A 23,723-nucleotide genomic window follows, 5' to 3' on the forward strand; every position below is an offset into this window, starting at 1 on the left:
AAAAATTTTAATGCGTTTGCCCTGCGCGCGCACATTATTTATTTGAATAACAGCCATGGGCTGACATAATCTATCAACACCCAGACTCACCCCACAACAAAAAAAATGAAAGTAATTTAAAAACGGCCTTTTGAAAAGAATATAAACAAAAAAGACCCCGTTGCCGCCAAAAAGGAACTTTTTAGCGGCACCGCGATATTAGAAAGAAGAATCTTTAGAAGAAAGAATAGGAAATTAGGCTTTTTTTTCGATTTCCGTTTCGGATTGAATAACGGAATCTAACTGATTGATGGAATGTAAGCTGAAGTTAGCACCTGAGCCGATCTCGTCAGGCCTTGTAAGTCCCAAAACTTCATCGTTAATGATCCTTAAAAAATCAAAGATATCACTTTGTGCTTGAATTTCAATTGGTTCAATCATTCACCTTCCTCCCTGGGTCAATCTTTAAGGGTTTGGTGCTTCAGAGGAAATTTATTATTTTCTTGTGTTTTTATCCTCTGTCACACATATGTAAGATATAATATCAACGGCAGGCAGGAGAAATCAATCGGGGAATCCCTGATTTTTTTTGACTTTTTTTTACGAAACCAATTCAATAGTTGGCGATAATATGTTATTTTTTCTTGACCCTATGCAAAGACCACCCTATGGTGGGCCTATGATACCATTTTTAATCGCTGTAAAATTATACGCGGTCACCAAACTTGTGCAGCCTGGAGTTTAAAAATTTTTAAATGGGAGCGAAAAAATAAATATGGGATTTACAATTGATCATTTTAATATCAATGTACTGAATCTGGAAGGAAGTCTGGCGTTTTATGAAAAAGCACTCGGCCTTACGGAATTGAGAAGAAAAACGGCCACAGACGGTTGCTATATTATTGTATTTTTAACGGATAATCAGTCCGGCAACAAACTGGAATTGACCTGGCTTAAGGACAGGAATGCCCCCTACGATCTCGGCGATCAAGAGTTTCACATTGCATTCAAAACAGATGATTTTAACGCGGCCCACGACCTGCATGAGAAAATGGGGTGTATCTGCTATGAAAATAAGGATATGGGCATCTATTTTATCAATGATCCGGACGGGTACTGGCTTGAAATCGTGCCTGTAAACTAGCGCCACACCCAGCCATTGAAGCAAGGCGCAGGCAAAGGGAATATATCACTGCCCGGCAAACCATCGCCGTTGGCAGGTGTTGGGAACTTAGAAGAAATTGACATCTATATGGAATGAACACGGCATGGGCAAGTAGGACTTATCCGATATCAGCATGGTGGCGGTGACGCTGTGAAAGGAAAAATTTTTTTTTCGTCGTCCAGCCGGGACGGCGAATCCATTCTAATCCGTAAGGTTTATCCGTACATTGTGTTTGCCACCTGTTTGTTTGGAAAAAGGGCAGGGCAGTTGACCTATCACAACCTCCGGCTTTGAAATTCCAAGGCCGGCCCATGGAATAGAACCAAATTATAAGGAGAAATGCCATGGATCGACGGGATTTTTTGAAAAAAACCATCGGCGGCGGTATCGCCGCAGGATCCACCCTTGCCTTCCCGGGGGTGGGAAAACTTTTTGCAGCCCCAAAGGGGGTTTCCTACGACCTGGTGGCGGTCCGGGGCGGGGAGCCGGACCAGATGTTTGATCGCGCCATTGCCTCTTTGGGCGGTATGCAGACCTTTGTGCCCAGGGGCAGCCGGGTTGTGGTCAAGCCGAATATCGGCTGGGACCTCCCCCCTGAACGGGGCGGCAACACCCATCCCGCCCTTGTGGGGCGTATTGTAGAACACTGCTTTTCAGCAGGGGCCCGGGGGGTTTCTGTGTTTGACCACACCTGCGACAACTGGCGACGCTGTTATACCAACAGCGGCATTGAAGCCGCCGTAGAGGCGGCCGGCGGAAAAATGGTGTCCGCCGACAGCGAGGGCTACTACAAAAGCGTTTCCGTGCCCCAAGGCCAGAGGCTCAAGACGGCCAAAGTCCACGAGGCACTCCTGAAGGCGGATGTATTCATCAATGTGCCGGTGCTCAAACACCACAGTTCAGCCATGCTTACCATCGGCATGAAGAACCTCATGGGTGTGGTCTGGGATCGGTGGTACTGGCATCGCAACGACCTTCACCAATGTATCGCAGATTTTTCCTCTTTCCGCAAACCTGATCTCACGGTGGTGGATGCCTACAACGTCATGAAGCGTAATGGCCCCAGGGGTGTGTCCGTCAGCGATGTGGTCCCCATGAAGGCCCAGGTCGTCTCAACAGATCCGGTGGCGGCGGATGCGGCCGGGGCCAAGCTCTTTGGGGCAGACCCTGGCGATATCCGCCATATCCGGATCGCTTCAGATATGAACCTTGGGCAGATACGCCTTGAAACCCTGTCCATTAATCGGATCAAGATTTAAATGAAAATTCGCCGTCTCAAAACTCTGCGGATCTGTATTGCCATGATTTTTTTTGTGCCGACGGCTTTTCTCTTTCTGGATATATGGGAGATTGGGGCAAAAACTTTTTCAGACCACCTGTTGTTTTTTCAATTTGTGCCCTCTGCGCTTAAATTTTTGAACCAGCCGGCAGTCGGGGCTGCCGGGTTTATCGTTGTGCTGATAACCGCATTTGTGTTTGGCAGGGTCTACTGCTCAGCAATCTGCCCTCTGGGAATATTTCAGGATCTGATCTCCCGTTTTTTTTCAAACAGAGAAAAGAGCCGGGGTGAAAAAAAGCGGTCCGGCAGATACAAATATTCTGCGCCCCGCAACATCCTGCGGTATACGGTCCTTATTGCGACTCTTTTGCTCTTTTTTTCGGGAACCGGTCTGCTGCTTAACCTGCTTGATCCTTTCAGCAGTTTCGGTAGATTTTTCTCTAATCTCTTCCGCCCTCTTGTCATTACCCTGAACAATTTGGGGACGCCTATGGCAGAGGTCATAGGCGTTGATGCCTTTTACCTTGTCCAGTGGCCGGTCTATGCCCCGGTTTCCCTTGGCGTTGCGCTGGTTACACTGGGTACGGTGGGATGGATGAGTGCCCGGCACGGCCGCCTTTATTGCAATACGCTATGTCCGGTGGGAACCCTGCTGGGGCTGATCTCAAAATTTTCCCTGGTTAAAATCCGTATTGATAAGGAAACCTGCCGGTCCTGCGGGCGGTGTGAGCATCTTTGCAAGGCCGGATGCATTGATGTAAAAACAAAAACCGTGGATACCGACCGCTGTGTTTCCTGTTTTAACTGCCTTTCTGTCTGTCCGGACCAAGCCATGGTGTATCAGTATGATTTTCAGCCAAGTTTTCAGATTAATAATCAATCGGGCCAAAAGAGCCGCCACAGGAAAGAGTCGGTTCGGTCCCGCAGAAACTTTGTTCTTGCCCTGGCAGCCGGCAGTTTTGGCTTGGCGGCGGCTCGTGGCCATGCCGCACCCGAAATGCTTCCGGTACAGGCCAGGCCCACCACCATCCCCGAAAAGAAAACCAGTCCGCTTTCCCCTCCCGGTTCGGTTAGCATTGCCAGATACAACGCCATCTGCACGGCCTGTCATTTGTGTGTCTCTGCCTGTCCCTCCCGGGTGCTTGTGCCTTCAGTCTTTTCCTTTGGCCTGTCCGGGATGATGCAGCCGCAGATGGATTTTGACGCCGGGCATTGCAACTATGACTGTACCGTCTGTTCGAATATCTGCCCCAGCGGCGCCATCCTGCCTCTGACGGTAGAAAAAAAGCGGCTGATCCAGGTGGGCGTGGCAAAATTTATCAAAGAAAACTGTGTGGTCTATACGGACAACACCAATTGCGGGGCCTGCTCGGAACATTGTCCCACCAAAGCGGTACACATGGTACCCTACCTGAATGCGGCCGGACGCAAGCTGGTCATCCCCGAAGTGGACGCGAACATCTGCGTGGGGTGCGGCGGATGCGAGCATGCCTGTCCCACAAAACCCTTCAGGGCCATCTATGTGGATGGCAATATAGAGCACAAGACAGCCCGGAAACCCAAGGAAAAAAAGATGGAGAAGGATACGGCTGATGACTTTCCTTTTTAAATTGACTGTTGTAATTTTCTACACGGGGCGTTTAATCTCTAATTGTATAGAACCGTACATTTTAAACTCGATTTTTTACTACCATGAGAAAGGATGCGGCCGTAAATATCAACATGATCCATGTCATGGTCCACGGTGTACCATTGCTGAATATGGCCAGCAGCAGCGATGAAACAATACCGCTTCCATATTGCAGCGCGCCGATCAATGCCGAAGCCGAACCTGCCATATGGGGCACTTCGTCTAATGCTGCAGCAGTTGCAGACGCCGCAACAATACCGTTCATGGAAAAGAATATGAACACCATCCCTATAATGATATATATCCCGCCCAAATCAGCCCTGACAAATACGGTCAGTGTAATGATCGCTATCAGGGAGACGCTTGTGGCGAATTTTAATAATCGATGCAGGGATTGATGAGTCACTAAACTGCGGTTGAGAAAACTTAACCACATTACCCCGACAATATTGACGGCAAAGAGCCATCCATAATGTTGGGGATCAATACCGAAATAAGAAATATAAATTTTTGGTGACCCCGCAATAAAGGCGTAAGCGGCCATATAGTAAAAGGTGACACATAATGTATAGCGCATGAATATCTTATGTTTCATAAGATACCGGTAGTTAACAAACGCTTTGCCTATGGAGGCGGGCAATCGTTTTTCCCTGGATAATGTTTCCGGCAGCCGAAATAAGGATATAAACATCAGAACCCCAATCACCGCAAGAAGCCAAAATATGCTGTGCCAGGTGCTCACACGAATTATCTGGCCGCCGAGCAGCGGGCCGATAATCGGAGCGATAGCCATGATGATCATTAACGTCGATAACATCTGGGCGCCATGGATACGCGAATATAGGTCCCGGATCATTGCCCTTGCCAGCATCGGCCCTGTACATGCTCCAAATGCCTGGATAACCCGCCATAAAACAATCTGCCCCATGGAATGGGACATGGCGCAGCCGGCAGCACCGCCGGCAAAAATAAGCATCCCGATAAACAGTGGTATTTTTCGACCGATACTATCACTGATCGGCCCCCAGAAGAGCTGAGCGATTGTAAACCCGATTAAAAAGCCGGTGATTGTAAGTTCGGCATTGCCATTTAATTCCTTTGACATTGCGGGCATTGCCGGAAGATAAATGTCCGTTGACAATGAGGTAAATGCCATCAATGCCCCGAGAATGGACATAAACAGTATGTTAGACATAGACGGGATGTTATTTTCAGCGGTTGTCGAGAATCTGCCGCACTGTCCTGGCCATATCAGATTTGCCAACCGGTTTCATTAAAAAACCTTTGATTCCTATTTGCTCCGCCTTCCGCTTGTCAATATTTTCACTGAAGCCCGTACACAGAAGAACCGGAATATCAGGCCTTATTGTCAAGACCTCCTGTGCCAACCTGTCACCCGTGATACCCGGCATTGTCACATCAGTCAACAATAGATCAAATGCTTCCGGATTTGCACGAAAGCATTCCAGCGCTTCCTGGCTGTTGGTATGCATAGTAACCTTATACCCCAGACGATTGAGCATCTGTTTTTCTATCTGGGCTACCGGTTTTTCATCGTCAACAAGAAGAATATGCTCCAATCCGGTTTGAAATGAAATTGTAGGGTCCTCTGCCTCGGTTTCGGGCAGCTGCTCAAGTAATGGCAGATATATTGAAAAAACCGTCCCTTCTCCTACTTTACTGTCCACCAAGATATCTCCCGCGTGATCCTGAACAATTCCGTAAACAAGAGCAAGACCAAGACCTGTTCCTTTGTCCTTGTCTTTGGTGGTGAAATATGGATCGAAAATTTTATTTTTAATTGACTCTTCAATACCACAGCCATTGTCTGAAATTCTGAGCATCACATATTTACCATCTGAATTGAGTTTTGGAGATAGATCGTTTGTGGTGACGCATAGTTCCTTTAACTGGACATTGATTTTGCCTTTAGACTGATCCACGGCATGGTATGCATTGGTAATCAGGTTGATCACAATTTGGTGAAGTTGTACGGAGTCGGCCATCACCCAGCCGCAATCTTCCTGAATATCCTGATTGATTTGTATGGAAGACGGAATTGTGGACCGGCTTAATTTTAAAGCTTCCTTTAAAATTTGTTGCAGGCGGACAGGGTTTTTTTTCTTCTCGGATCGGCGGCCGAAGGACAGGATTTGCTGGACAAGATCCCGGCCTCTTTTCCCAGCCTCCAGAATCACCTCGACATTTTTGTACTCAAGGCTCTCTTCAGGAAGATCCTCCAAGAGCAGCTCTGACATACCAATGATCGGAAATAGAAGATTATTGAAGTCGTGTGCAATACCTCCGGCCAGATTTCCGATGGATTCCATTTTCTGGGCCTGACGCAGATATTCGTCCGCCTTGTTTTGATTTTCCTGAAGCTTTTTAAGCAGGGTTACATCGGTGGCAATCTGCAAATGAGCAATACGACCGTCGATCCATTTAATGGCCCTGTCATAATGTAGATACCATGCATTTGTTACAGGGTGCTGAAGCTCCCGGACGATCACGCCCTTTAAATTGCCGTCTTTGTCCACCAGCTTTTCATTCGGGCAGTGCTCACACACCTCCTTTGCGTTTTTAAATACCTTGTAACACGTCTCTTCTGAAAAATTTTCTCCGAATTTATCCACCAGATATTTGTTCATGAATAAAACTTCATAGGTCTTTATATCTGTGACGTAGATCGCCGCATCAATGCTGTTGAGCACCGTCAGGAAGGTGTCGTGGGCCTCTCGGTGTTTGTTTTGATCCTCCTGCCGCTTCTTAATAAACTCGATGATAATAACACCGATAATGACAAATAAAAACACAACCATGAGCCGGGAGGCAACCTGATAGGGAGGCAGTTTCAACAAAAAGGTGTCCACGTAGGAACTCGGTTTTCTGAAAATTAAATCTTTTAAATTATATTCAAAAGACATGTATGCCCAGATACTATCGAGTATCCAATAGAAAAAGCAGATGCTTGCGGTGATGAGATATCCTACTCGCCGCTTCAATGCTTATTCCTCATAAACTTCGGCGGCTATTTTTAGCATGCTTTGCGGCATGGGAAAGCCGATGGCTTTTGCGGTGGCCATGTTGATTGCGATTTCCAGAGGATCTTCAAATATCTGGTTTAGATTTCTTGGTTTTGTGCCATTTAATATTTTACCGAATTTATCCGCATTATACCCGCTGAGTCCGGCATAGCCTGAATCACTGGAAATACTCATTAAAATTCCGTCTTTCACCCATTTTGACCCAAGCATTGAAAACGAAGGGATACGGGCGTTCTTAAAAATATCTGCGAGTTCTTTCGTCCTTGTGTCTGCACATACCAGGGCCGTTAAATATACGGCATCGGCTTTTTTCGAGAGTTCATGGAAACAGTTAAAACAGGAACGATCAGATTCCTGTTTGTCCGGTATCGAATCCTGAACATTGCAGGTAATCAACTCAAAGCCCCTTTCTTCGGCAATCTGCCGTGCTTCATTGATGGCAGAATAACTATGGCCGTCTTCGGTGTCTTCAAGGGCAATGCCCAGGGTGTCAAATCCGACGATCCTGTGGAACATCCGCAGCTGTCTTGCATAGCGATTGGGATCAACCCTGGCGGTCACATGATCAAACCCGGAATCTGTGGAACTCTTGATGATGCCGGCCCTTATCGGGTCGGATGTGGATAAAACCATCACCGGAACAGAATGCTCGTTGTTGGCCATATCCAAACCAGCCCACGTGCCCATTGCAAGAACAATATCAATGTCGCCGCGTTTTAGTTTTTTTATTAAATCTCTTCGCATCACAACTCTTTTTTGATCATCCCAGTCTGCCGAATAACAATCTTCCGCTTTAAACGACAAGTAGGGGCTGTCGTGTTTTGTGAGCCAGTCGATATAAGGCTTGGGCATTTCTTGTCGGAAATCGGGGGGATTTTTAGCTGTTATCCAGCCTATTTTGATCAAACCCTGAACAAGGGTTCTCATGGTATCGGTATATTCGGAATAAGGTCCCCCTTCGTAATAGGAGACCCGCCATTTTTTACCGTTGTTCAGCCTTGGTGCATTCTCAGAGCCTGCATAAAGATGCGGGACGAGTAAGATGGAAAGAGAAAATAATAATATTGCACCCCTTTTCACCTTGGTTTTCATTATGTATCCCCTTTTTTTCAACCAAATAATCTTTTGAAACGATGTAAAAAATAGGCACGCTCCAAAGGCGTATGAATCCAGCAGGGTGGCGGATTTCTTTCAGCGCTCTTTTGGTTTCAGTCTAAAGATCAACGATCTTCTTTTTCTGCCGGATTAGAAATATGTTACTTTAACCGGCTTGAAAAAGCAATAATCCATTTTTGTCGGATTCTGGCAATCGCATGAAAAATTATCGACCATGTCAGGTTCCAGGGTCGTATGATAAAATCGGTCGTTATGCCGGGGACCGAATTCACAAAATTGACCGGTGCCCGATTTTGATTCAGATCGGTGGTGATGATTGTTACCAATGACGTGGAACGATCAATTCGTATACATCCACAGCTCCCTCACCCTTCTTGAAGGGATTGGTGGATGCGCCCACCGCTACAATCGCCTTCGGTTTGAACAGGATATCCAGAGAATGTGGCGTCAATGTCATAGACGAACTTTCATCAAGTTTAGATTACATGCCATTTATAATATTCATGGCTTGTCGTAGATTTTTTTTGATTTCATCCAAATCACCTTCATTCAGAGAAAAACAGTTATTGATTGCTTTCATTACAGCTTCAATCTTTTCTAAAGATATAACGAGAAAGCATCCTTGTGATTGAAAAACAGATTTTTCTCCGTCCTGCTCACTTTCCCATTCTATATTCTTTTCTTTCGCTAACTTGTTAACATAAGTATTCACTTCTTCTTCCAACGCTGATGGAATCTGTAAGAAAGCTGACGCATTTTTCGGTCGTGGTTGTTCATTTGCAGCACTCATTTTATTGTCTGCATCAACATACAGTATATTCGGATCGTGTTGAGTCATTATTCCTCCTGAAGTTTTTTAACTACCACATAACAACTTTATTCCCCAGTGACATCAGTATCGTTCATTGTTAAATTCCAGAGCATTTGAGCCTGTGGGGAATACCCCTTTTCCCGGGCCTGGATCTCCAGTCCGATCATACCCATGGCCGCAACATCCATGTTCACCGGATCAATAGCGTGACCCAGGTCTATGGTCAACAGATAGGTGTTGCATAACTTGCAGACGCTCACTCCTTGGGCATCCTTGGCCGGGCTGTCCTGGTCGGAAAAATATTCAAAAAGGTTCTGGTCATTATTCTCGCATCGTGGGCAGGTGTGACGCCTGAACCGCCATTCATGGGCGCACACAGAACACTGCAGCCAGCGCCGTTCGCCCCCTTCACCGATGAGCCCGGCAACAGCCGGGAATGATCCGCACATCGGGCAATGTCCGTGCGGCCACTCATGCTCCTCTATCATAGGGGAGAAGGCCCTGGCCTGAATCTGTTTGAACGGTTCGGCAATCTGGGCCAGGGTAAATCTGAATATGTCAGCCCTGGTACCTGCGCGGGCAGCAAATGCGGTTATGATTCGGGTGTCGTTCTTCACAAACGCCTGGACGCAGTCGTCTGCATCAAAGCTGTTGTCCTCAATGTTGCTGTTAATCGCTTCAATGTCCGGCCGGATGCCTGCAAATGCCTCTGCCATGGGCGGCAGAATCATGTGGGCTGCCTGTTTAAACTCCTTGCGGAAGTCCATAAGACCTGTAATGGCAAACAAATGAACCCCTCTATGAAACCGGATCCAGTCAAATTCGCGCAGACCTGTTTTGTTTATCTCATTTTCAGACAGACGTTCCGTCAATTCTGCTTTTGCCACCAGCACCGGACCAAATGAAGAGACAAGTGAGGATAACCCGGGCTTGCGCATCGCCAGGCTGTCAAGGGCCGTTTGAATACCTTTGGGCGTTTTTTCATGGCAGATACGTTCATTCTGATTCATAATGTTTGGGACCTCCTTTGTTTATTCCTTATTCCGGAGATTGTCGCATCTCTCCGGAAGTTCGCATAGGGTATTATATTGAAGGCGTTATTATATGCCAACCTATATTTCCAAAATTAATGACCGGCATGATCATCACCGCATTGTTACGTTTTTACTTAGGAAACCTTCCTAAGCAAACCGGTCTTTGTCAGCACCTTGGCATAGAGCGTGCTGACCTCTCTGATTTTAAAAAATTTCCCCATGCCTGCCAGAAGGATCAGAAAGAATATGCCGACAATAATACAAATGAATATATGGGTAAAAAAACCAGTGATTGGAATCAGAGGAATAATTCCAACATATATAGCCTTTAAAGCCAGCCAGACCAGGATACTGACCAGTAACATGACACCAAAGGAGATGTAGACATCCGATCGTCCGGCGTTTTTTGTTTTTCTGCTCCACACTTCGAATAAAGCCCCTGTGGTAATGATTACGGACAAAGACAGGCCCAAAGCCACGCCTTTGATCCCCATGGCTGTCATTGCAAAATAGAGCAGCGGCAAGCTTAACGCCACGCATACAGAAGAGAAAATAGCAGGGAACAATGTGTTTTGAACGGCAAAGAACCCCCGGGAAACAATGGTCTGGGCTGAAAATGCAAATGCCCCTGCCATGAAATACGGCAGCACCCCCGATGTCAGGGCCGCATCATGGGCGTCAAAAGCTCCGCGCTGGAATAAAATGGCCACAACTTCTTTATTTAGAATCATAAAGACCACTGAAAAGGGCATCACAATAAAAATATATTTAAGGGTCTGGTTAATAATGGTGTTTAAGCCGGAAAAATCTTTTTTGGCAGCAATTTTTGCCATGAACGGATAGGAGGCCACGCCAACGGCATTGCCGAAAAGCCCCACCAGTATAAACATGATGCGAAGGGCGTAATTCATGGCTGAAATGCTTCCCTCGCTTAAAAACGAGCCAAAGAACTTCATCAGGATTTCCGTGGAAAAAGTCATGGTCAGACCAAGCATCAGGGGTAAAGTTAACAATACATATTTGATCACATCAGGATGCTTGAAATTAAAATTTGGCATATAGATCAGTCCCACCTGTTTCGCCCCAAACAGCTGGAGCAGGAAACTGCCGAAGAACGCACCGGCAAGAACCCCCCAGGCAAAGCTTTCCATCCCCAGAGCCGGATACAAAAGTATGCCGCCCACAATAATGCCCGTATTGTAAATCAATGGCGCTAAGGCCGGGAAAAGAAACTGTTCCTTTGAGTATTGTACGGCATTGAACAGCCCCCCGGCAAAAAAGAAAAACTGGGCCGGGATAATGATCCGGGTCATGCGTACGGCAAGGTCAAAGGCCGGGCCGTTTTTAAGCCCGGGGGCAAGGAGCGCAATCAGCTCCGGAGCAAAAACCATGGAAAGGCAGATAAAAATAAAAAGACCTGCACCAAAGCAGTTCAGAATAACGGAAAAAACCCGGTATCCTTCCTGTTCCTGATTTTGAACAAGATAACGGGTAAAGATGGGGATAAACGTGATGGATAAAAAACCTGAAGCCACCACATGGTTTAAAATTTCAGGAATTACAAACGCCACCTGATACGCGTCAACGTCTGCGCTTGCACCCCCCATCCAGGCAATGGCCGTTTCACGCGCAAGACCGATGATTCTGCTGGCAAATACCGATGCCATCATGATAAACGAGGCAAGACCGATTTTTTTAAATGTGGAGGTTTGTGTCATAGTTTGAAGTCCGATGCAAATTCTATCATAGAAGATACCTAAGTATAAAGATGGTCTGAAAATAGTTTGACCTGAAACACAGCCTGCATATACAATGAATCGTATAAAGATGACAGTAATAAACGTTAGAATACGCCTGGCCTGAAAATATTAAAACGAAAATAATCAAGGAATAATCATGACCTCAAAGCTGGGAATTTTCTCAATCATTGCCGGTGTTGTACTTGGATTGTTTGCCCTGATTTCCAAATTTATGGACGCAGCCGTTTTTCTTTCTACCATGACCATTTCCACCTTTTTTGAAGGAATTACCGATAAAATCCTTGATTGGATTTCCAATGATACGGTTTATAATGCATTATACTCATTTTTTTATGAGATTCATCTTGCAGGGGTTCTGATTGGTTCGGGTGCCATCCTGCTGATTATCGGTTCCTTTATCCGCAAGGATTAACATTTTAGTCTTGTTAAACAGGGCTTGTTCCAGTATTTTAGTTTATTACTTTTTTCAATTATTTTTGTTTGTTCATAAAATTCGGGTTGATAAAAAGCAAATGATGAAAAAAGAGGGACTATATGAAAATTCTCATTGGATATAAAGGCATCAATATCGGTCAGGATCTGCTCAAACTTGGGGCTGAACATGCAAAGGCGTTTAATGCCACGGTACTGGTTGTTACCTCAATGTTGGAAGGGACTGAAAAGGACCAGAAAAAAATACTGGAAGCTGAAAACAACCTGGACCAGGCACAGGTTTTTTTCACGGCGCAGGGAATAGCCTGTGAAAAACATCTTTTGATCCGTGGTATGGAGGCAGGAGAGGATATTGTTGCGTTTGCAAATGAAAAAAGGGTGGATGAAATTATAATTGGCGTGAAAAGCCGTTCAAATATAGGCAAGCTATTGTTTGGTTCCACAGCTCAAACGGTGATATTAGAGGCCGATTGCCCGGTCATCACCGTAAGGTAAGCGTCACTTCATCCTTTGTTTTGGGCAGCATGCGTCGATTGCTGCCCATTATTTTTGTTTCATCAAAATTATATAAGGGCCTCTGTCATGAAACTTAGATATTTTTCCCACTCAGTATTTGATTTTAAATTGGGTTACCTATTGATTTTATTTTATGGAAATACTTAAACAGTTTAAAGCCTTATCTGATCCTACCCGGCTGCGGCTTTTGTTTATCCTTGAGCATTTTGAACTCAACGTGAATGAAATTGTCTCCGTGGTCAACATGGTGCAGTCCGGAGTGTCGCGGCATTTAAAAATTCTGCTTGAAGCAGGGCTTCTGGTCTCACGCAAGGACGGCAGCTTCATTTATTATACGACGAACAAAACCGGATATACCCGGGAACTTGTTGTTCTTGCCTGCAAACAGCTTGAAAACGAACCTGGATTGCAGGAAGATATTGCCCGTACACAGCAATGTATTATTTTGAGAAAAAACAGATCCAGAGGTTTTTTCAGAACCGCTGCCCCGCGGTGGGACCGGTTAAAAAAAAAGGTTCTTGGCGATTTTAATCCAAACCCCCTGCTTGAACGCTATCTTCAGGATGCGTCGGTTATTGCCGATCTTGGTTGCGGAACCGGTGAGATGCTTGCCGGCCTCCTTGGCAGGGGAGGAAAGACCCTTATCGGTGTGGATGCTTCTCCCGAGATGCTTGAACAGGCAAGGCTTCGGCTGCCGGAAAGCCAGAATTTAGAGCTTCGTATAGGGGAGTTGGAACATCTTCCCATGCGTGAACAGGAGGTAGATGCGGCGCTGATGAGCATGGTATTGTACCATGTGTCTGAACCTGAAAAAGCAATTCGCGAGGTGTACCGGGTCCTTAATCCCGGGGGCTTGTTTCTTCTGGTGGATTTTTTAAAACACGACCAGGAGCAGATCAAAGATATCATTGGCGGGGTCTGGCTGGGGTTTACCCAGCAGCAGATTTCAGGGTGGCTTGATAGAACCGGCTTCAATCTTAAGCATACTGAATCTTATCCGGTTGAAAAGACCTTAACTTTAACCTTTTATCTTGCGCAGAAATAATGGAGAAACAATGATTTATCCTGTTATCTTGGCCGGCGGTTCCGGAACCAGGCTGTGGCCCATGTCTAGGTCTTTGTACCCCAAACAGCTCATTAGTCTGTACAATCCGCATACCATGCTTCAGAATACCCTTTTGCGATTATCAGGCCTTAGAGATCTTGGCGATCCAGTGATTATATGTAATGAAGACCACAGATTTATGACCGCAGAGCAGATCCGCCGGATTGATGTCAATGATTTTAAGATTATTCTTGAACCGGCTGCCAGAAATACTGCCCCGGCCATTGCCCTGGCCGCCTTGATCCTTGATGATAATTTTAAGTCTGAATATCCGGATGAGCCGGTTATGCTGGTTCTGCCTGCAGATCATGAAATTAAAAATATTGAAATCTTTCATGAAATCATTCAATCGGGTGCGCAACTGGCCCGGCAGGGTAAACTGGTTACCTTTGGCATAGTTCCCTCATCGCCTGAAACAGGCTATGGGTATATCAAGAAAGGAAACAGGCTTGACATTTCAGATCCGGCCTTCATGATTGACCGGTTTGTGGAAAAACCGGATTATGATACAGCGGTCTCCTATCTTGAATCAGGCGATTTCTGCTGGAATTCAGGCATGTTCATGTTCAAGACATCTGCCGTTATTTCCGAACTTGGGGTTTTTGCGCCGGATATGCTTAAAAAATGCCGTAAAGCCATTGAAAACGGAAACATGGACTTGGATTTTTTCAGGGTGGACAAAACGGCATTTGAATCTATTACAGACGATTCCATTGACTACGCAGTTATGGAAAAAACAGCAAACGGCGTTGTCCTTGCCCTTGATGCCGGGTGGAATGACCTTGGATCCTTTGACGCATTGTGGCAGACCGGTGACAAAGATGAGCGCAATAATGTGACCAGCGGAGATGTGCTGGTACATAATGTCACGGATACGTACATCCATTCTGACAACCGTCTTGTGGCAGCCGTAGGCCTTGAAAAATTTGTGATTGTGGACACCAAGGACGCGCTTCTGGTGGCCCCTCGGGATCAGGTTCAGGATGTAAAAGAAATCGTTACCCAGTTAAAAGCGCAAAACAGAGTGGAAGCGGTTTCCCATGCTAAAGTCTACCGGCCCTGGGGTGATTATGAAACCATTGATATGGCGGACAGATACCAGGTAAAACGCATAACCGTAAAGCCCGGTGCAAAACTGTCGTTGCAGAAACACTATCATCGGGCTGAACACTGGACCGTTGTATCTGGGACGGCGATTGTCACCAAAGATACCGAAGAGATCCTTTTAAAGGAAGACCAATCTGTCTACATTCCCCTTGGCACCATGCACCGGCTTGAAAATCCGGGCAAAATTTCTCTGGAATTGATAGAGGTGCAGTCGGGTCCATACCTGGGGGAAGATGATATTGTCAGGTATGATGATGTATACGGGCGTGAAAAAACACCGAATGATAAATAAATTATTGCAAATCAAATAAAAATATTTAAAATTAACGGCTTGTTTGTAATATTAAGTTTGTTTGTAATATTAAGATTGATAATAAGGACATAACATGCTGGAGATCAGCATGGAGAGGAGTTGATGAACGACCAGATTGCGGAAAATATGAAAGGAAAATTCATCATGGCCATTCCCGGCCTTCCGGATCCCAATTTTGCACAGACGGTCACCTGTATTTGTGAGCACAATGAATCCGGCGCCCTTGGCTTTATTCTCAATAAAGTTCACCCGTTACTTACCGGCCGGGAGCTTTTTGAGGATTTAGGCATTCCCTGCAATGAGAGTATTGATAAAATAGATATTTTTCTTGGGGGACCCGTCCAGCCTTCGGGCGTATTTGTACTTCATTGCGGACCGTTTGAGTGGAGTGAAACCCTTAAAATTACAGACTGGCTGGCTTTGAGCAATTCCCGGGACATTCTGGAAGCCATTGCCATGGGGCAGGGACCTGACACCTTTATCATACTTCTGGGCTGCGCCGGGTGGGGCCCCATGCAGTTAGACAATGAACTTGCCGATTCAGCCTGGCTCACCTGTGATATGTCCAGGGAAATCATGTTTGATACCAAACCGGATCTGAAATATGAAAAAGCCATGATGCTGATCTGATTTGCCGGCCAATGACTTTACACCCCCAAGAATCCATAGCAAATTTAGTTTCTGATACCCTCTCGGTGATCGACAGTCTGGCTGCCGTTTCAAACAATTGCGACAAAAGCCTTGTTGAGAGCAGACAACTTTGCAGTAAAATTCCTTCATACATCAGTGAAGATATTTTGCGTGTGGCCGTGGTCGGGGTGATCAAATCAGGCAAAAGCACCTTTATCAACGCGATGTCGGGCAGAGAATTGGTTCAGCGCGGGGCAGGGGTGGTCACATCCATTACTACCCGTATCAGGAAGGGCAAAAAAAACAGGGCAATTATTCATCTTAAATCATGGGATGACATCAATAGTGAAATTGAAAGCTGTCTGGAAATGTTTCCCGACAAGGACGACTCCCCGCCTTTTGATATCAGGCGGACCCAAGATCGGCAGCAGTTGCGCCGTATTTTTGACACCATTGTATCTGCATTCCCGATTACACCCCAAGGAGTTCGTCCTGAAGCATTGCTAATCCGCAATGCGCTTGACGGATATAAACATTGCCTGGACGTCATAGGCTCTGATGAACAGATTCTCAGTTTTGACGCCAAATCTTTTGACGGTCACAAACCCTTTACGGCGGACCCGGCCAAGGCTTTTTATGTTAAAGACGTGTGTCTGGAAGTGTATGGGAAAACCATTCATCCGAACGTTGAAATTGCCGATTGCCAGGGTGCCGATTCCACTGACCCTGCCGTCCTCGAAAATATATTTTCCTATCTTGAGGCTGCCAATCTGATTGTTTACTGCATCTCGTCACGTACCGGGCTTCGTCAGTCTGACATGTTATTTTTAAAACGGATAAAACGTCTTGGGCTGATGGAAAACATTCTTTTCATTTTCAACTGTGATTTAAGTGAACATGAGAATTTAAGCAATCTGAAAACAACACTGGATAAAACAATCCAGGAACTTAGGCTTTTGGTTCCGGATGTCAGGATTTTTTCTTTTTCAGCCTTGTATACGCTTTTTGATGCCCTTGGCAACAGACTTTCATCCAAAAACAAGAAGCGCCTTGGACTCTGGCAGGAGGACAAGGAAATGATCGCTTTTTGTACCAAAGAGTATACCCGGTTTCTTGCCGGATTTAATCTGCTGTTTGAAGCCTCCCGGTTCAATCTGTTCTATGCCAATCACATCGAGCGACTTAAAATTGTAACCCATATTCTTGACGAAAAAATAAAAATTCTTTTTGATCTCTTTTCTGCCGGGCTTTTAGATCAGGAAAAAGCCAGAAAGCGTCTTGCCGATCTTGAAGGCAATGCCAGGCGTTTAAGGGTTATTGTGGATAACTCCGTTATGGGCGCGGTATCAGCGCTTCGCAGGGAAATTGAATCGAACTTAAAAAATGCATTCCTCAAAGACAGTGAAAATATCAATAAACTTGTAACAGAATTTATCCGGCAGGCCCAAATTGATCCCCAGTCCTACAGGACAGCGTTGAAGGAAACCGGTTTTAAACAGATTCTGTACATGATGTTCCAGGACTTCAAGCGTGAGCTTGACCTTTTTATCCTTGAACAGGTAACCCCGGAACTTAAACAATTGGTGCGTATTCAGGAGGAACGTATAGAGTCCTATTTTAAATCTTTTCTGGATTCCTACCGCATTGACTATGTCACCGGTGCCCCGGTGGATCGGGAGAACGGCGGCATTTCCCTTGAGATGATTAAAGAAGATGAAGAATATTCCAAGCCGGCTGACCTTGAGAACATAAAAAAGATTTTAGGGCTGCATTTGCCGGACCATATTTTTTCGCCTGAATATACCAGGGCGGTACAGGCCAATGTCGTGACCGATTTCAGTCTTCATTCATTGGTTTTATTTGTATCCGCCGTACTGGACAAACATGTTCGATTCTCCTTTACACCCGGCCTTGACAAGGCTGCCGGCAAAATTAAGAAAAAAACGCTTACCATCATGCAGCGGCAGATAAAAGCCTACCACCTCAGCTTGAAACACGATTATTTTTTCCCATTAATAGACGCAGTAACACGGGATTTTAAAGACAAAATTATTCACCGTTTTACCATGTATGAAACCTTGAATAAGGATATGGATTCAATTTTCTGCCTTAAACAGGAGGAAAAAAACCAGCATCTTGCCATGATAAAAAAAGCGAAAAACGATATTGCCCGGATACGTGCGCTTCTTGATGAATTCAGCATGGATTTCGGGGCGGGCTCGTTTGAGTGTGCCGTAGAAACCTCTCTTTAGCAGGTACGGATTCCAATCTATAATTCCTTTTATTCCGATAGCTTTTATTGGTATGATAAGACATTAATAATTTACGAAAAGCATGCAACATAAGGATGCCATGGGCCTTTTAAATAAAATTGTGTCAGGCGGACAGACAGGGGCGGACCGTGCGGCTTTGGATGTCGCCATAAAATTCAATATTCCCCATGGCGGATGGATTACCAAAGGCCGGAGAACGGAATCCGGACCCTTGCCCGATTTTTACAATCTAAAAGAGATGGCGACCAGGGATTACCCTGCCAGAACCCGACAAAATATTCTTGATTCCGATGGCACGGTTATCATTGCCAGGGGGGGCTCTTTAACCGGCGGTTCAGCCCTGACTTATGCGTTGGCACAGAAAACATGCAAATGGGTCTGCAGAATAAATCTGCTGGAACAGGACATTTTTGAGGCGGCATTGATTCTTTACGATTTTATTATAGACCAAGGCATCCGGGTACTTAATGTCGCAGGTCCAAGGGCCGCGCATGACCCTGATATTTATTACGATGTTAAAGTTATTCTGACAGCGGTACTGTATCTGGATTTCCTTGAGACTGAAGAAGACTCATGGCCGGTGGACCAAATGATTGATGCACGTTTTGATTTTCCGACATCTTTCGATAGTATAAAACAGGCCACACATGCCCTTGAACAAAGCTTGACGCTTAGGGGCAAGACCCTGATCGCCAGGAGCCAAGCACATCAGATGGCCGGTATTTACTTTGCCCTTCTTGAATATGTGCAGTTGTCCCTTGATCTGGATGAAAAAAATTCAGGTCTGTTCAAGCATCTTTCCAAAGGAAGAGATCTTAAAGAATACACGCCTGAAGACGCGGTGATGGATCTTTTAAAAAAACTTAAAACCAGATTGTCCAAAAATTTTCAGCTCAGGGTGGTGCCTTCATGATCCCGTTAAGAGACGAACAGGAAACAGCATCCTGTGCAGTGGCGACCTGTAGCATTATTTTCATTACCAGTCTGGTTTTTGTCTGGCAGATGATTACAGGAATTAATGATCAGGCGGTTGCCTATACATTCGGTTTTGTCCCTGCAAAATACACCATGGCACAGATGGCAGCTTATTTTTCCCTACTGAACAAACTGTCATCACCTTTTACCTATATGTTTCTGCACGGCGGTTTCTGGCATTTTATCGGGAATATGTGGTTTCTGTATATTTTTGGTGACAACATTGAGCAGGAGATAGGTCCGTTTCGGTTTATTGCCTTTTATCTGGTTTGCGGACTGCTTGCCGCGTTTTTCCATTTTTTGCTCAACCATTCATCTGCTGTGCCGACCATTGGTGCAAGCGGTTCCATTGCAGGGGTTATGGGGGCATATTTCCTTCTTCATCCGGGAAATAAAATCCTTACCCTGATCCCTGTGTTTATTTTCCCTTTGTTCGTCAGGATACCTGCATTTGTTTTTTTGGGGATCTGGTTTTTTATTCAATTCATTAACGCCACAGGGCAGGGTGCCGGTGCCGGCGTTGCCTGGTGGGCCCACATCGGCGGTTTTCTTTCGGGTATGGCCCTTATTACTCTGAACACCAAACTGCCCAAGATCGGATTCAGCAAAAGTGTTGACAGATTCACCCGAAAAAAACGCAGCCCAAGGCTTCATGTTGTCACCCCTGCTGCAGACCCGTCAGGCGGAACAGATCTTTACGGTACCATTGCACTGACCTCCCTTGAAGCGCTCACAGGGACTAAAAAGCTTGTCACCATCCCCTGGGGTTTTAAAAAATCCGTTTACCGGGTGGTGGTGCCTGCAGGTGTCAGGCGCGGATCATTGTTGCGGCTTAAGGGGATGGGCAAATCCATACCAGGTATGCCCCCGGGAGATCTTTTGCTGCGTGTAGACATTAAAAATGCCATTTAAAAGGACTTTAAAACTTTTATTGCCGGCATGCCTGCTTCTTGTGTTGTGTGTCCAGTCTATTATTATTTTTTTGCCAACTATTTCAAAGCATATTATCCATTCAGTCCTTGGCCCTTTTCCGGGGAACCAGCCCCTTGATTTCACAATATCCCGCTTGGGGGTCAATGATACCCAGATCAGTGATATCGCTTTTGGTGAGGATTTGCACATAGATACGATAGGGTTTTCCTACCATATTGATACAAAAAATATTATCCGTGTTAAAAAAATCGTTATATCGGGGCTTAATGTGACGCTTCATCTGGATGAAAAAAATAGAATCCGGGTCAACGGATTTTCATTTCCCCGGGATAAGGATGTGGATCATACAGACCACCCTGTTTTTGATATCAGCGCATTTGAATCATATTTTTCATATCTGCCGGAAGACATTGTTTTAAAAAACAGTACCCTCATTATTAAGGCTCGAAAAGATCGGGTTTGCATCCCAGTGGAGGCAGATATCCAACTGGACCGCAAGACGCTTCTTGGGGAGATGAAAATGTCCATCCTTCCCATGAATCAAAAGATCACGCTTTGGGCCACAGCTAATTTTTTACAAGGTCCCGTGCAAATGAAAATTTTTGCAGAACATCTTTATCCTGAGATGCTTTTGGTGATGATCCCGGATGGGGAGCGGATCTTGAGCAAATTTCACGGGCCTGTGGAGTTCTCAATTGAAACAAAAGATTTTTCAAACTTTCATTTTGAACTCAATAACCTTGGGCTTGAAGCGGCGCCTCGTTTAAACTTTAATTTTCCTAAAATTTCAGGTGTTTTGTCTCATGATAAAACAGTAATGGCTCTCAAGGCAGACGGGCCCGTGCAGATCATAAGTCCTGGAATTGATTTGGGTCCGTTCAGATTTGAAATTTTCTCCCAAATGGCATCCGGTACAATTGATCAATTCTCTTTGACGCTTCAAAATGAAGTCACCAAGACCTGGGACCTTACACCTAAATCTATGGCATTGTCTTTGTATCCGATCGATTTTCCCGATCAAGTTCAATTTTTTGATCCCCACTTCAGGCTCTTTGTTTCAGGCGATTTTGAACACCAGGCCGGTCAGTTGACTTTTACCGGAACAGGCATTAAGTCATTTAGAAAGAATAAAGCCAAACACAAGGATGTTCTCAATATTTCCGGGGTACAGGTAAAAACCGAATTTGATGGTAATTTCTGGCGACCTGACTCTTTAAAGCATGTAACGCTTGATGCCCTGATTGACAAAATAGACTTTCGACAAAATAACAAAGATAAAGGCATCCGGGCCCAAGGTGTTTATTTTGAACTGCCCATGACCTATCCTTTTAGAAATATAAAAACTTTTGGTCGGGCAGGGGCAAAAAAAATTGTCCTGCATGATAAAATCGCCCCTGTTGTTTCTGCAAAGGTCGTCCAGGCCTCAGATTTTGGCATGGATATTATAGGAAAGGTGACCCGTCTGGGATTTTCGGGCCTGAGCATTGATTTCTCCGCCAGAGCCGGTCTTGATTCTGCTATGAGTCCTTTTGTCAAATGTCAAATTGCCACCGATCAATTCTCCGTTACCCAAAATACACTGATTCCCTTTATTCCCGGTATATCTCAGATGGGTGATCTTAAGTTTGACATATCTGCCAAGGCAGATTTTTCCTATATAAATCAAAACATTAATTCATCTGCCGATATCCAGGTCTCCAACGGCACATTAAACTTTCGTGAACCCGGTTTTTCGGTCTCCGGGATATCTGCTGACATGCATTTTAATGACCTTATGGTCCCTGAAACCCTTCCAGGCCAGTATATAAATATTGACGTATTTAATGCCGGCCGCTTTAACGGTAACAATGGAAAAATAAGATTCAGCCTTGAAGATGGAAAATCCATTAATATTGAAAATTTTAAATTTAACTGGTGCAATGGGATTGTCTCAACAGAAGCGTTCAGACTGCCGTCAGAGGATAACGCCATCCATTTAACCTTATATTGTGACCGGCTTGAGATGGAAGACCTATTTCATCAGCTTGGCGCCTTTGATTTAGAAGGGGGTGGTACCTTAAGCGGGCGTATTCCGGTGGTTATGAAAAAAACTGAAATCGGTTTTGATAACGCCTTTCTTTTTTCTACACCCGGGGAGGGAGGCCGGATTTTTATCAGAAATCTTGACAGGATGCTTGCCGGAATTCCAAAGAATACGCCTGAATTCTCTCAACTTGATCTTGCAGGGGAAGCGTTAAAAAATTTTGAGTACAAGTGGGTGACGCTTAAACTGAATACCCATGAGGATACACTTGCCGTAAACATGCAGCTTGATGGAAAGCCTCTATCTGTTTTACCCTTTGAATATGATCGAAACCTGAATTCCTTTGTTCGCCGTAATGGACAAAGCCCTGGATCAAATTTCCAGGGAATAAAACTCGATGTTAATTTAAGCCTGCCATTTAATCAGGTTATTCAATTTGGCAGTAACTTGAAGCGCATTATGAACCCTTAAAAAGTGAGGTTGTCATGCTAAAACGATGTGGGTTGCTGGTTGTCAGTATTATTTTTCCGGCATTGGTCGGCTGCAGCACCAGTCACGAGATTGAAGTCAAACCGGTTGAAATTAAACCCATCCATATTACGATTGATGTAAATGTCAAGGTTGACAAGGCCTTGGATGATTTCTTCGGTGATATTGATGCGGCCCAGGAAAAGCTTGAAAATAATCAGCCTAAAACAGGAGGAACTGAATAATGAAATCCATTAAATTTTTGCTTGCCATGACCATTGCCCTGTCTTTTGTCTTCGGCACTATGGCTTTTGCCGATAGTATCAAAGAACGCATGACACAACGGCTCCCACAGATTGTCGATTTAAAAAATAGAGGTATTGTTGGCGAAACAAATACCGGTTATCTTGAATTTGTCACCGCCCAAAAAGAAAAACAAGACGTGGTGGCAGCCGAAAACCAGGATCGCAAAACCATTTACACCCAGATTGCAAAACAGAAGAATGTCTCCATCCAGCTTGTTCAGAAAAGAAGGGCAGCCACCCTGTTTTCGAACGGTACAGAAGGCCACTATTACCAGAACGAGGCTGGTGCCTGGATTAGGAAATAATAAAGAACAGGTCACTTTTCCGGATATGATTCCGGAAAAGTGACATTTATTAATTTGAAATGAGACGGTAGACAGGTTGATCAGCGTCCGCTGCTACCATCCATCAGAGCCGTTAATTCCTTTTGAATGCAAAAGTAAATATCATCGTCGCTGCCGTATATATCAATGACATCTTTATGGTTGATCAAGTTTTCAACCACAAATGCAGTCAAATAAAGGCTGGCAATATTGGGGTTTGAAACCAGGGATCTGAATGGGGCCACCGCATAGTCAATATCAAAATCCTCGGCCCGGCACAGGTTGTCCAAGCAACGCACAATCTGGTTTTCCACACTGGATTTGCTTACGGTTTCAATGAGCCCGGTTTCAATAAGTTTCATGGAAACTTTATTGCTGAATGAATCAATGTTATCCCGGATAGCGCTGATGGTTTTAATTCTTTCCCGCTCCTTTGAAGATTCAATTTTGGAAAGAAGCTTGGATTCCCTATTCCCGGTGTAAAACATTTTTGCCATTGAAC

At 45.0% G+C, this 23,723-nt stretch carries 22 protein-coding genes; 14 read left to right on the forward strand and 8 right to left on the reverse strand.

The genetic code is table 11. The features are described 5' to 3' along the window. Window positions 1-234: 234 nt before the first annotated feature. Window positions 235-420, reverse strand: coding sequence for a hypothetical protein (locus tag B3D59_RS13100; protein WP_286820279.1), 186 nt, complete (start codon window positions 418-420; stop codon window positions 235-237). Window positions 421-754: 334 nt separating this feature from the next. Here B3D59_RS13100 and B3D59_RS13105 point away from each other — a divergent pair, with 334 nt between their 5' ends. From B3D59_RS13105 to B3D59_RS13115, 3 genes are all read left to right on the forward strand, one after another. Then, entirely contained in the window at window positions 755-1,123 is a 369-nt protein-coding gene (locus B3D59_RS13105) for a VOC family protein (protein ID WP_286820280.1), read from the forward strand. Window positions 1,124-1,488: 365 nt separating this feature from the next. Beyond that, entirely contained in the window at window positions 1,489-2,403 is a 915-nt protein-coding gene (locus tag B3D59_RS13110; RefSeq protein ID WP_286820281.1) for a DUF362 domain-containing protein, read from the forward strand. Further along, complete coding sequence (locus B3D59_RS13115; RefSeq protein ID WP_286820282.1) at window positions 2,404-4,032, forward strand: 4Fe-4S binding protein; 1,629 nt, start codon at window positions 2,404-2,406, stop codon at window positions 4,030-4,032. A gap of 61 nt (window positions 4,033-4,093) precedes the next feature. Here the strand turns inward: B3D59_RS13115 and B3D59_RS13120 are convergent, their stop codons facing one another. The 6 genes from B3D59_RS13120 to murJ all read right to left on the reverse strand — a co-directional run bounded on the left by B3D59_RS13120 (window position 4,094) and on the right by murJ (window position 11,776). Then, window positions 4,094-5,248 carry a multidrug effflux MFS transporter gene (locus B3D59_RS13120; protein WP_286820283.1) on the reverse strand — a complete coding sequence of 385 codons (1,155 nt, stop codon included), beginning with the start codon at window positions 5,246-5,248 and terminating at the stop codon, window positions 4,094-4,096. A gap of 16 nt (window positions 5,249-5,264) precedes the next feature. Then, window positions 5,265-7,055, reverse strand: coding sequence for a hybrid sensor histidine kinase/response regulator (locus tag B3D59_RS13125; protein ID WP_286820284.1), 1,791 nt, complete (start codon window positions 7,053-7,055; stop codon window positions 5,265-5,267). Between the two features lie 3 nt (window positions 7,056-7,058). Beyond that, window positions 7,059-8,189, reverse strand: coding sequence for an ABC transporter substrate-binding protein (locus B3D59_RS13130; protein ID WP_286820285.1), 1,131 nt, complete (start codon window positions 8,187-8,189; stop codon window positions 7,059-7,061). 505 nt (window positions 8,190-8,694) lie between these two features. Continuing rightward, window positions 8,695-9,051 carry a hypothetical protein gene (locus B3D59_RS13135; protein ID WP_286820286.1) on the reverse strand — a complete coding sequence of 119 codons (357 nt, stop codon included), beginning with the start codon at window positions 9,049-9,051 and terminating at the stop codon, window positions 8,695-8,697. Between the two features lie 38 nt (window positions 9,052-9,089). Next, window positions 9,090-10,034 carry a formate dehydrogenase accessory protein FdhE gene (locus B3D59_RS13140; protein ID WP_286820287.1) on the reverse strand — a complete coding sequence of 315 codons (945 nt, stop codon included), beginning with the start codon at window positions 10,032-10,034 and terminating at the stop codon, window positions 9,090-9,092. Window positions 10,035-10,192: 158 nt separating this feature from the next. Then, complete coding sequence (murJ, locus tag B3D59_RS13145; protein WP_286820288.1) at window positions 10,193-11,776, reverse strand: murein biosynthesis integral membrane protein MurJ; 1,584 nt, start codon at window positions 11,774-11,776, stop codon at window positions 10,193-10,195. A 178-nt stretch (window positions 11,777-11,954) separates the two neighbouring features. Between murJ and B3D59_RS13150 the strand changes: the two genes are divergently transcribed. The 11 genes from B3D59_RS13150 (at window position 11,955) to B3D59_RS13200 (ending at window position 23,203) form a co-directional block, all read left to right on the forward strand. Next, complete coding sequence (locus B3D59_RS13150) at window positions 11,955-12,230, forward strand: hypothetical protein (protein ID WP_004073318.1); 276 nt, start codon at window positions 11,955-11,957, stop codon at window positions 12,228-12,230. Between the two features lie 122 nt (window positions 12,231-12,352). Further along, complete coding sequence (locus tag B3D59_RS13155; protein WP_286820289.1) at window positions 12,353-12,745, forward strand: universal stress protein; 393 nt, start codon at window positions 12,353-12,355, stop codon at window positions 12,743-12,745. 154 nt (window positions 12,746-12,899) lie between these two features. Beyond that, entirely contained in the window at window positions 12,900-13,811 is a 912-nt protein-coding gene (locus tag B3D59_RS13160; RefSeq protein WP_286820290.1) for an ArsR/SmtB family transcription factor, read from the forward strand. A gap of 10 nt (window positions 13,812-13,821) precedes the next feature. After that, entirely contained in the window at window positions 13,822-15,270 is a 1,449-nt protein-coding gene (locus B3D59_RS13165; protein ID WP_286820291.1) for a mannose-1-phosphate guanylyltransferase/mannose-6-phosphate isomerase, read from the forward strand. Between the two features lie 123 nt (window positions 15,271-15,393). Then, window positions 15,394-15,921 carry a YqgE/AlgH family protein gene (locus B3D59_RS13170; RefSeq protein ID WP_286820292.1) on the forward strand — a complete coding sequence of 176 codons (528 nt, stop codon included), beginning with the start codon at window positions 15,394-15,396 and terminating at the stop codon, window positions 15,919-15,921. A gap of 11 nt (window positions 15,922-15,932) precedes the next feature. Then, complete coding sequence (locus tag B3D59_RS13175) at window positions 15,933-18,173, forward strand: dynamin family protein (protein WP_286820293.1); 2,241 nt, start codon at window positions 15,933-15,935, stop codon at window positions 18,171-18,173. 82 nt (window positions 18,174-18,255) lie between these two features. Then, window positions 18,256-19,107: a putative molybdenum carrier protein gene (locus B3D59_RS13180; RefSeq protein ID WP_286820294.1), complete on the forward strand. Its 852-nt coding sequence runs from the start codon at window positions 18,256-18,258 to the stop codon at window positions 19,105-19,107. Beyond that, on the forward strand, window positions 19,104-20,081 hold the full coding sequence (locus tag B3D59_RS13185) for a rhomboid family intramembrane serine protease (protein ID WP_286820295.1): 978 nt from the start codon (window positions 19,104-19,106) through the stop codon (window positions 20,079-20,081). The genes B3D59_RS13180 and B3D59_RS13185 overlap by 4 nt, the downstream gene beginning before the upstream one ends. Further along, the gene (locus B3D59_RS13190; RefSeq protein WP_286820296.1) at window positions 20,071-22,596 is read left to right on the forward strand and encodes an intermembrane phospholipid transport protein YdbH family protein; all 2,526 of its coding nucleotides are present in this window, start codon (window positions 20,071-20,073) and stop codon (window positions 22,594-22,596) included. Before B3D59_RS13185 ends, B3D59_RS13190 begins: the two co-directional genes overlap by 11 nt. 14 nt (window positions 22,597-22,610) lie before the next feature. Next, complete coding sequence (locus B3D59_RS13195) at window positions 22,611-22,838, forward strand: hypothetical protein (protein WP_286820297.1); 228 nt, start codon at window positions 22,611-22,613, stop codon at window positions 22,836-22,838. Next, window positions 22,838-23,203, forward strand: coding sequence for a YdbL family protein (locus B3D59_RS13200; protein WP_286820298.1), 366 nt, complete (start codon window positions 22,838-22,840; stop codon window positions 23,201-23,203). Before B3D59_RS13195 ends, B3D59_RS13200 begins: the two co-directional genes overlap by 1 nt. Before the next feature lie 80 nt (window positions 23,204-23,283). Here the strand turns inward: B3D59_RS13200 and B3D59_RS13205 are convergent, their stop codons facing one another. Beyond that, window positions 23,284-23,718 carry a hypothetical protein gene (locus B3D59_RS13205; protein ID WP_286820299.1) on the reverse strand — a complete coding sequence of 145 codons (435 nt, stop codon included), beginning with the start codon at window positions 23,716-23,718 and terminating at the stop codon, window positions 23,284-23,286. Between the last annotated feature and the right edge of the window lie 5 nt (window positions 23,719-23,723).

Source organism: Desulfobacter sp. UBA2225 (assembly GCF_002348205.1).
GTDB lineage: Bacteria > Desulfobacterota > Desulfobacteria > Desulfobacterales > Desulfobacteraceae > Desulfobacter > Desulfobacter postgatei.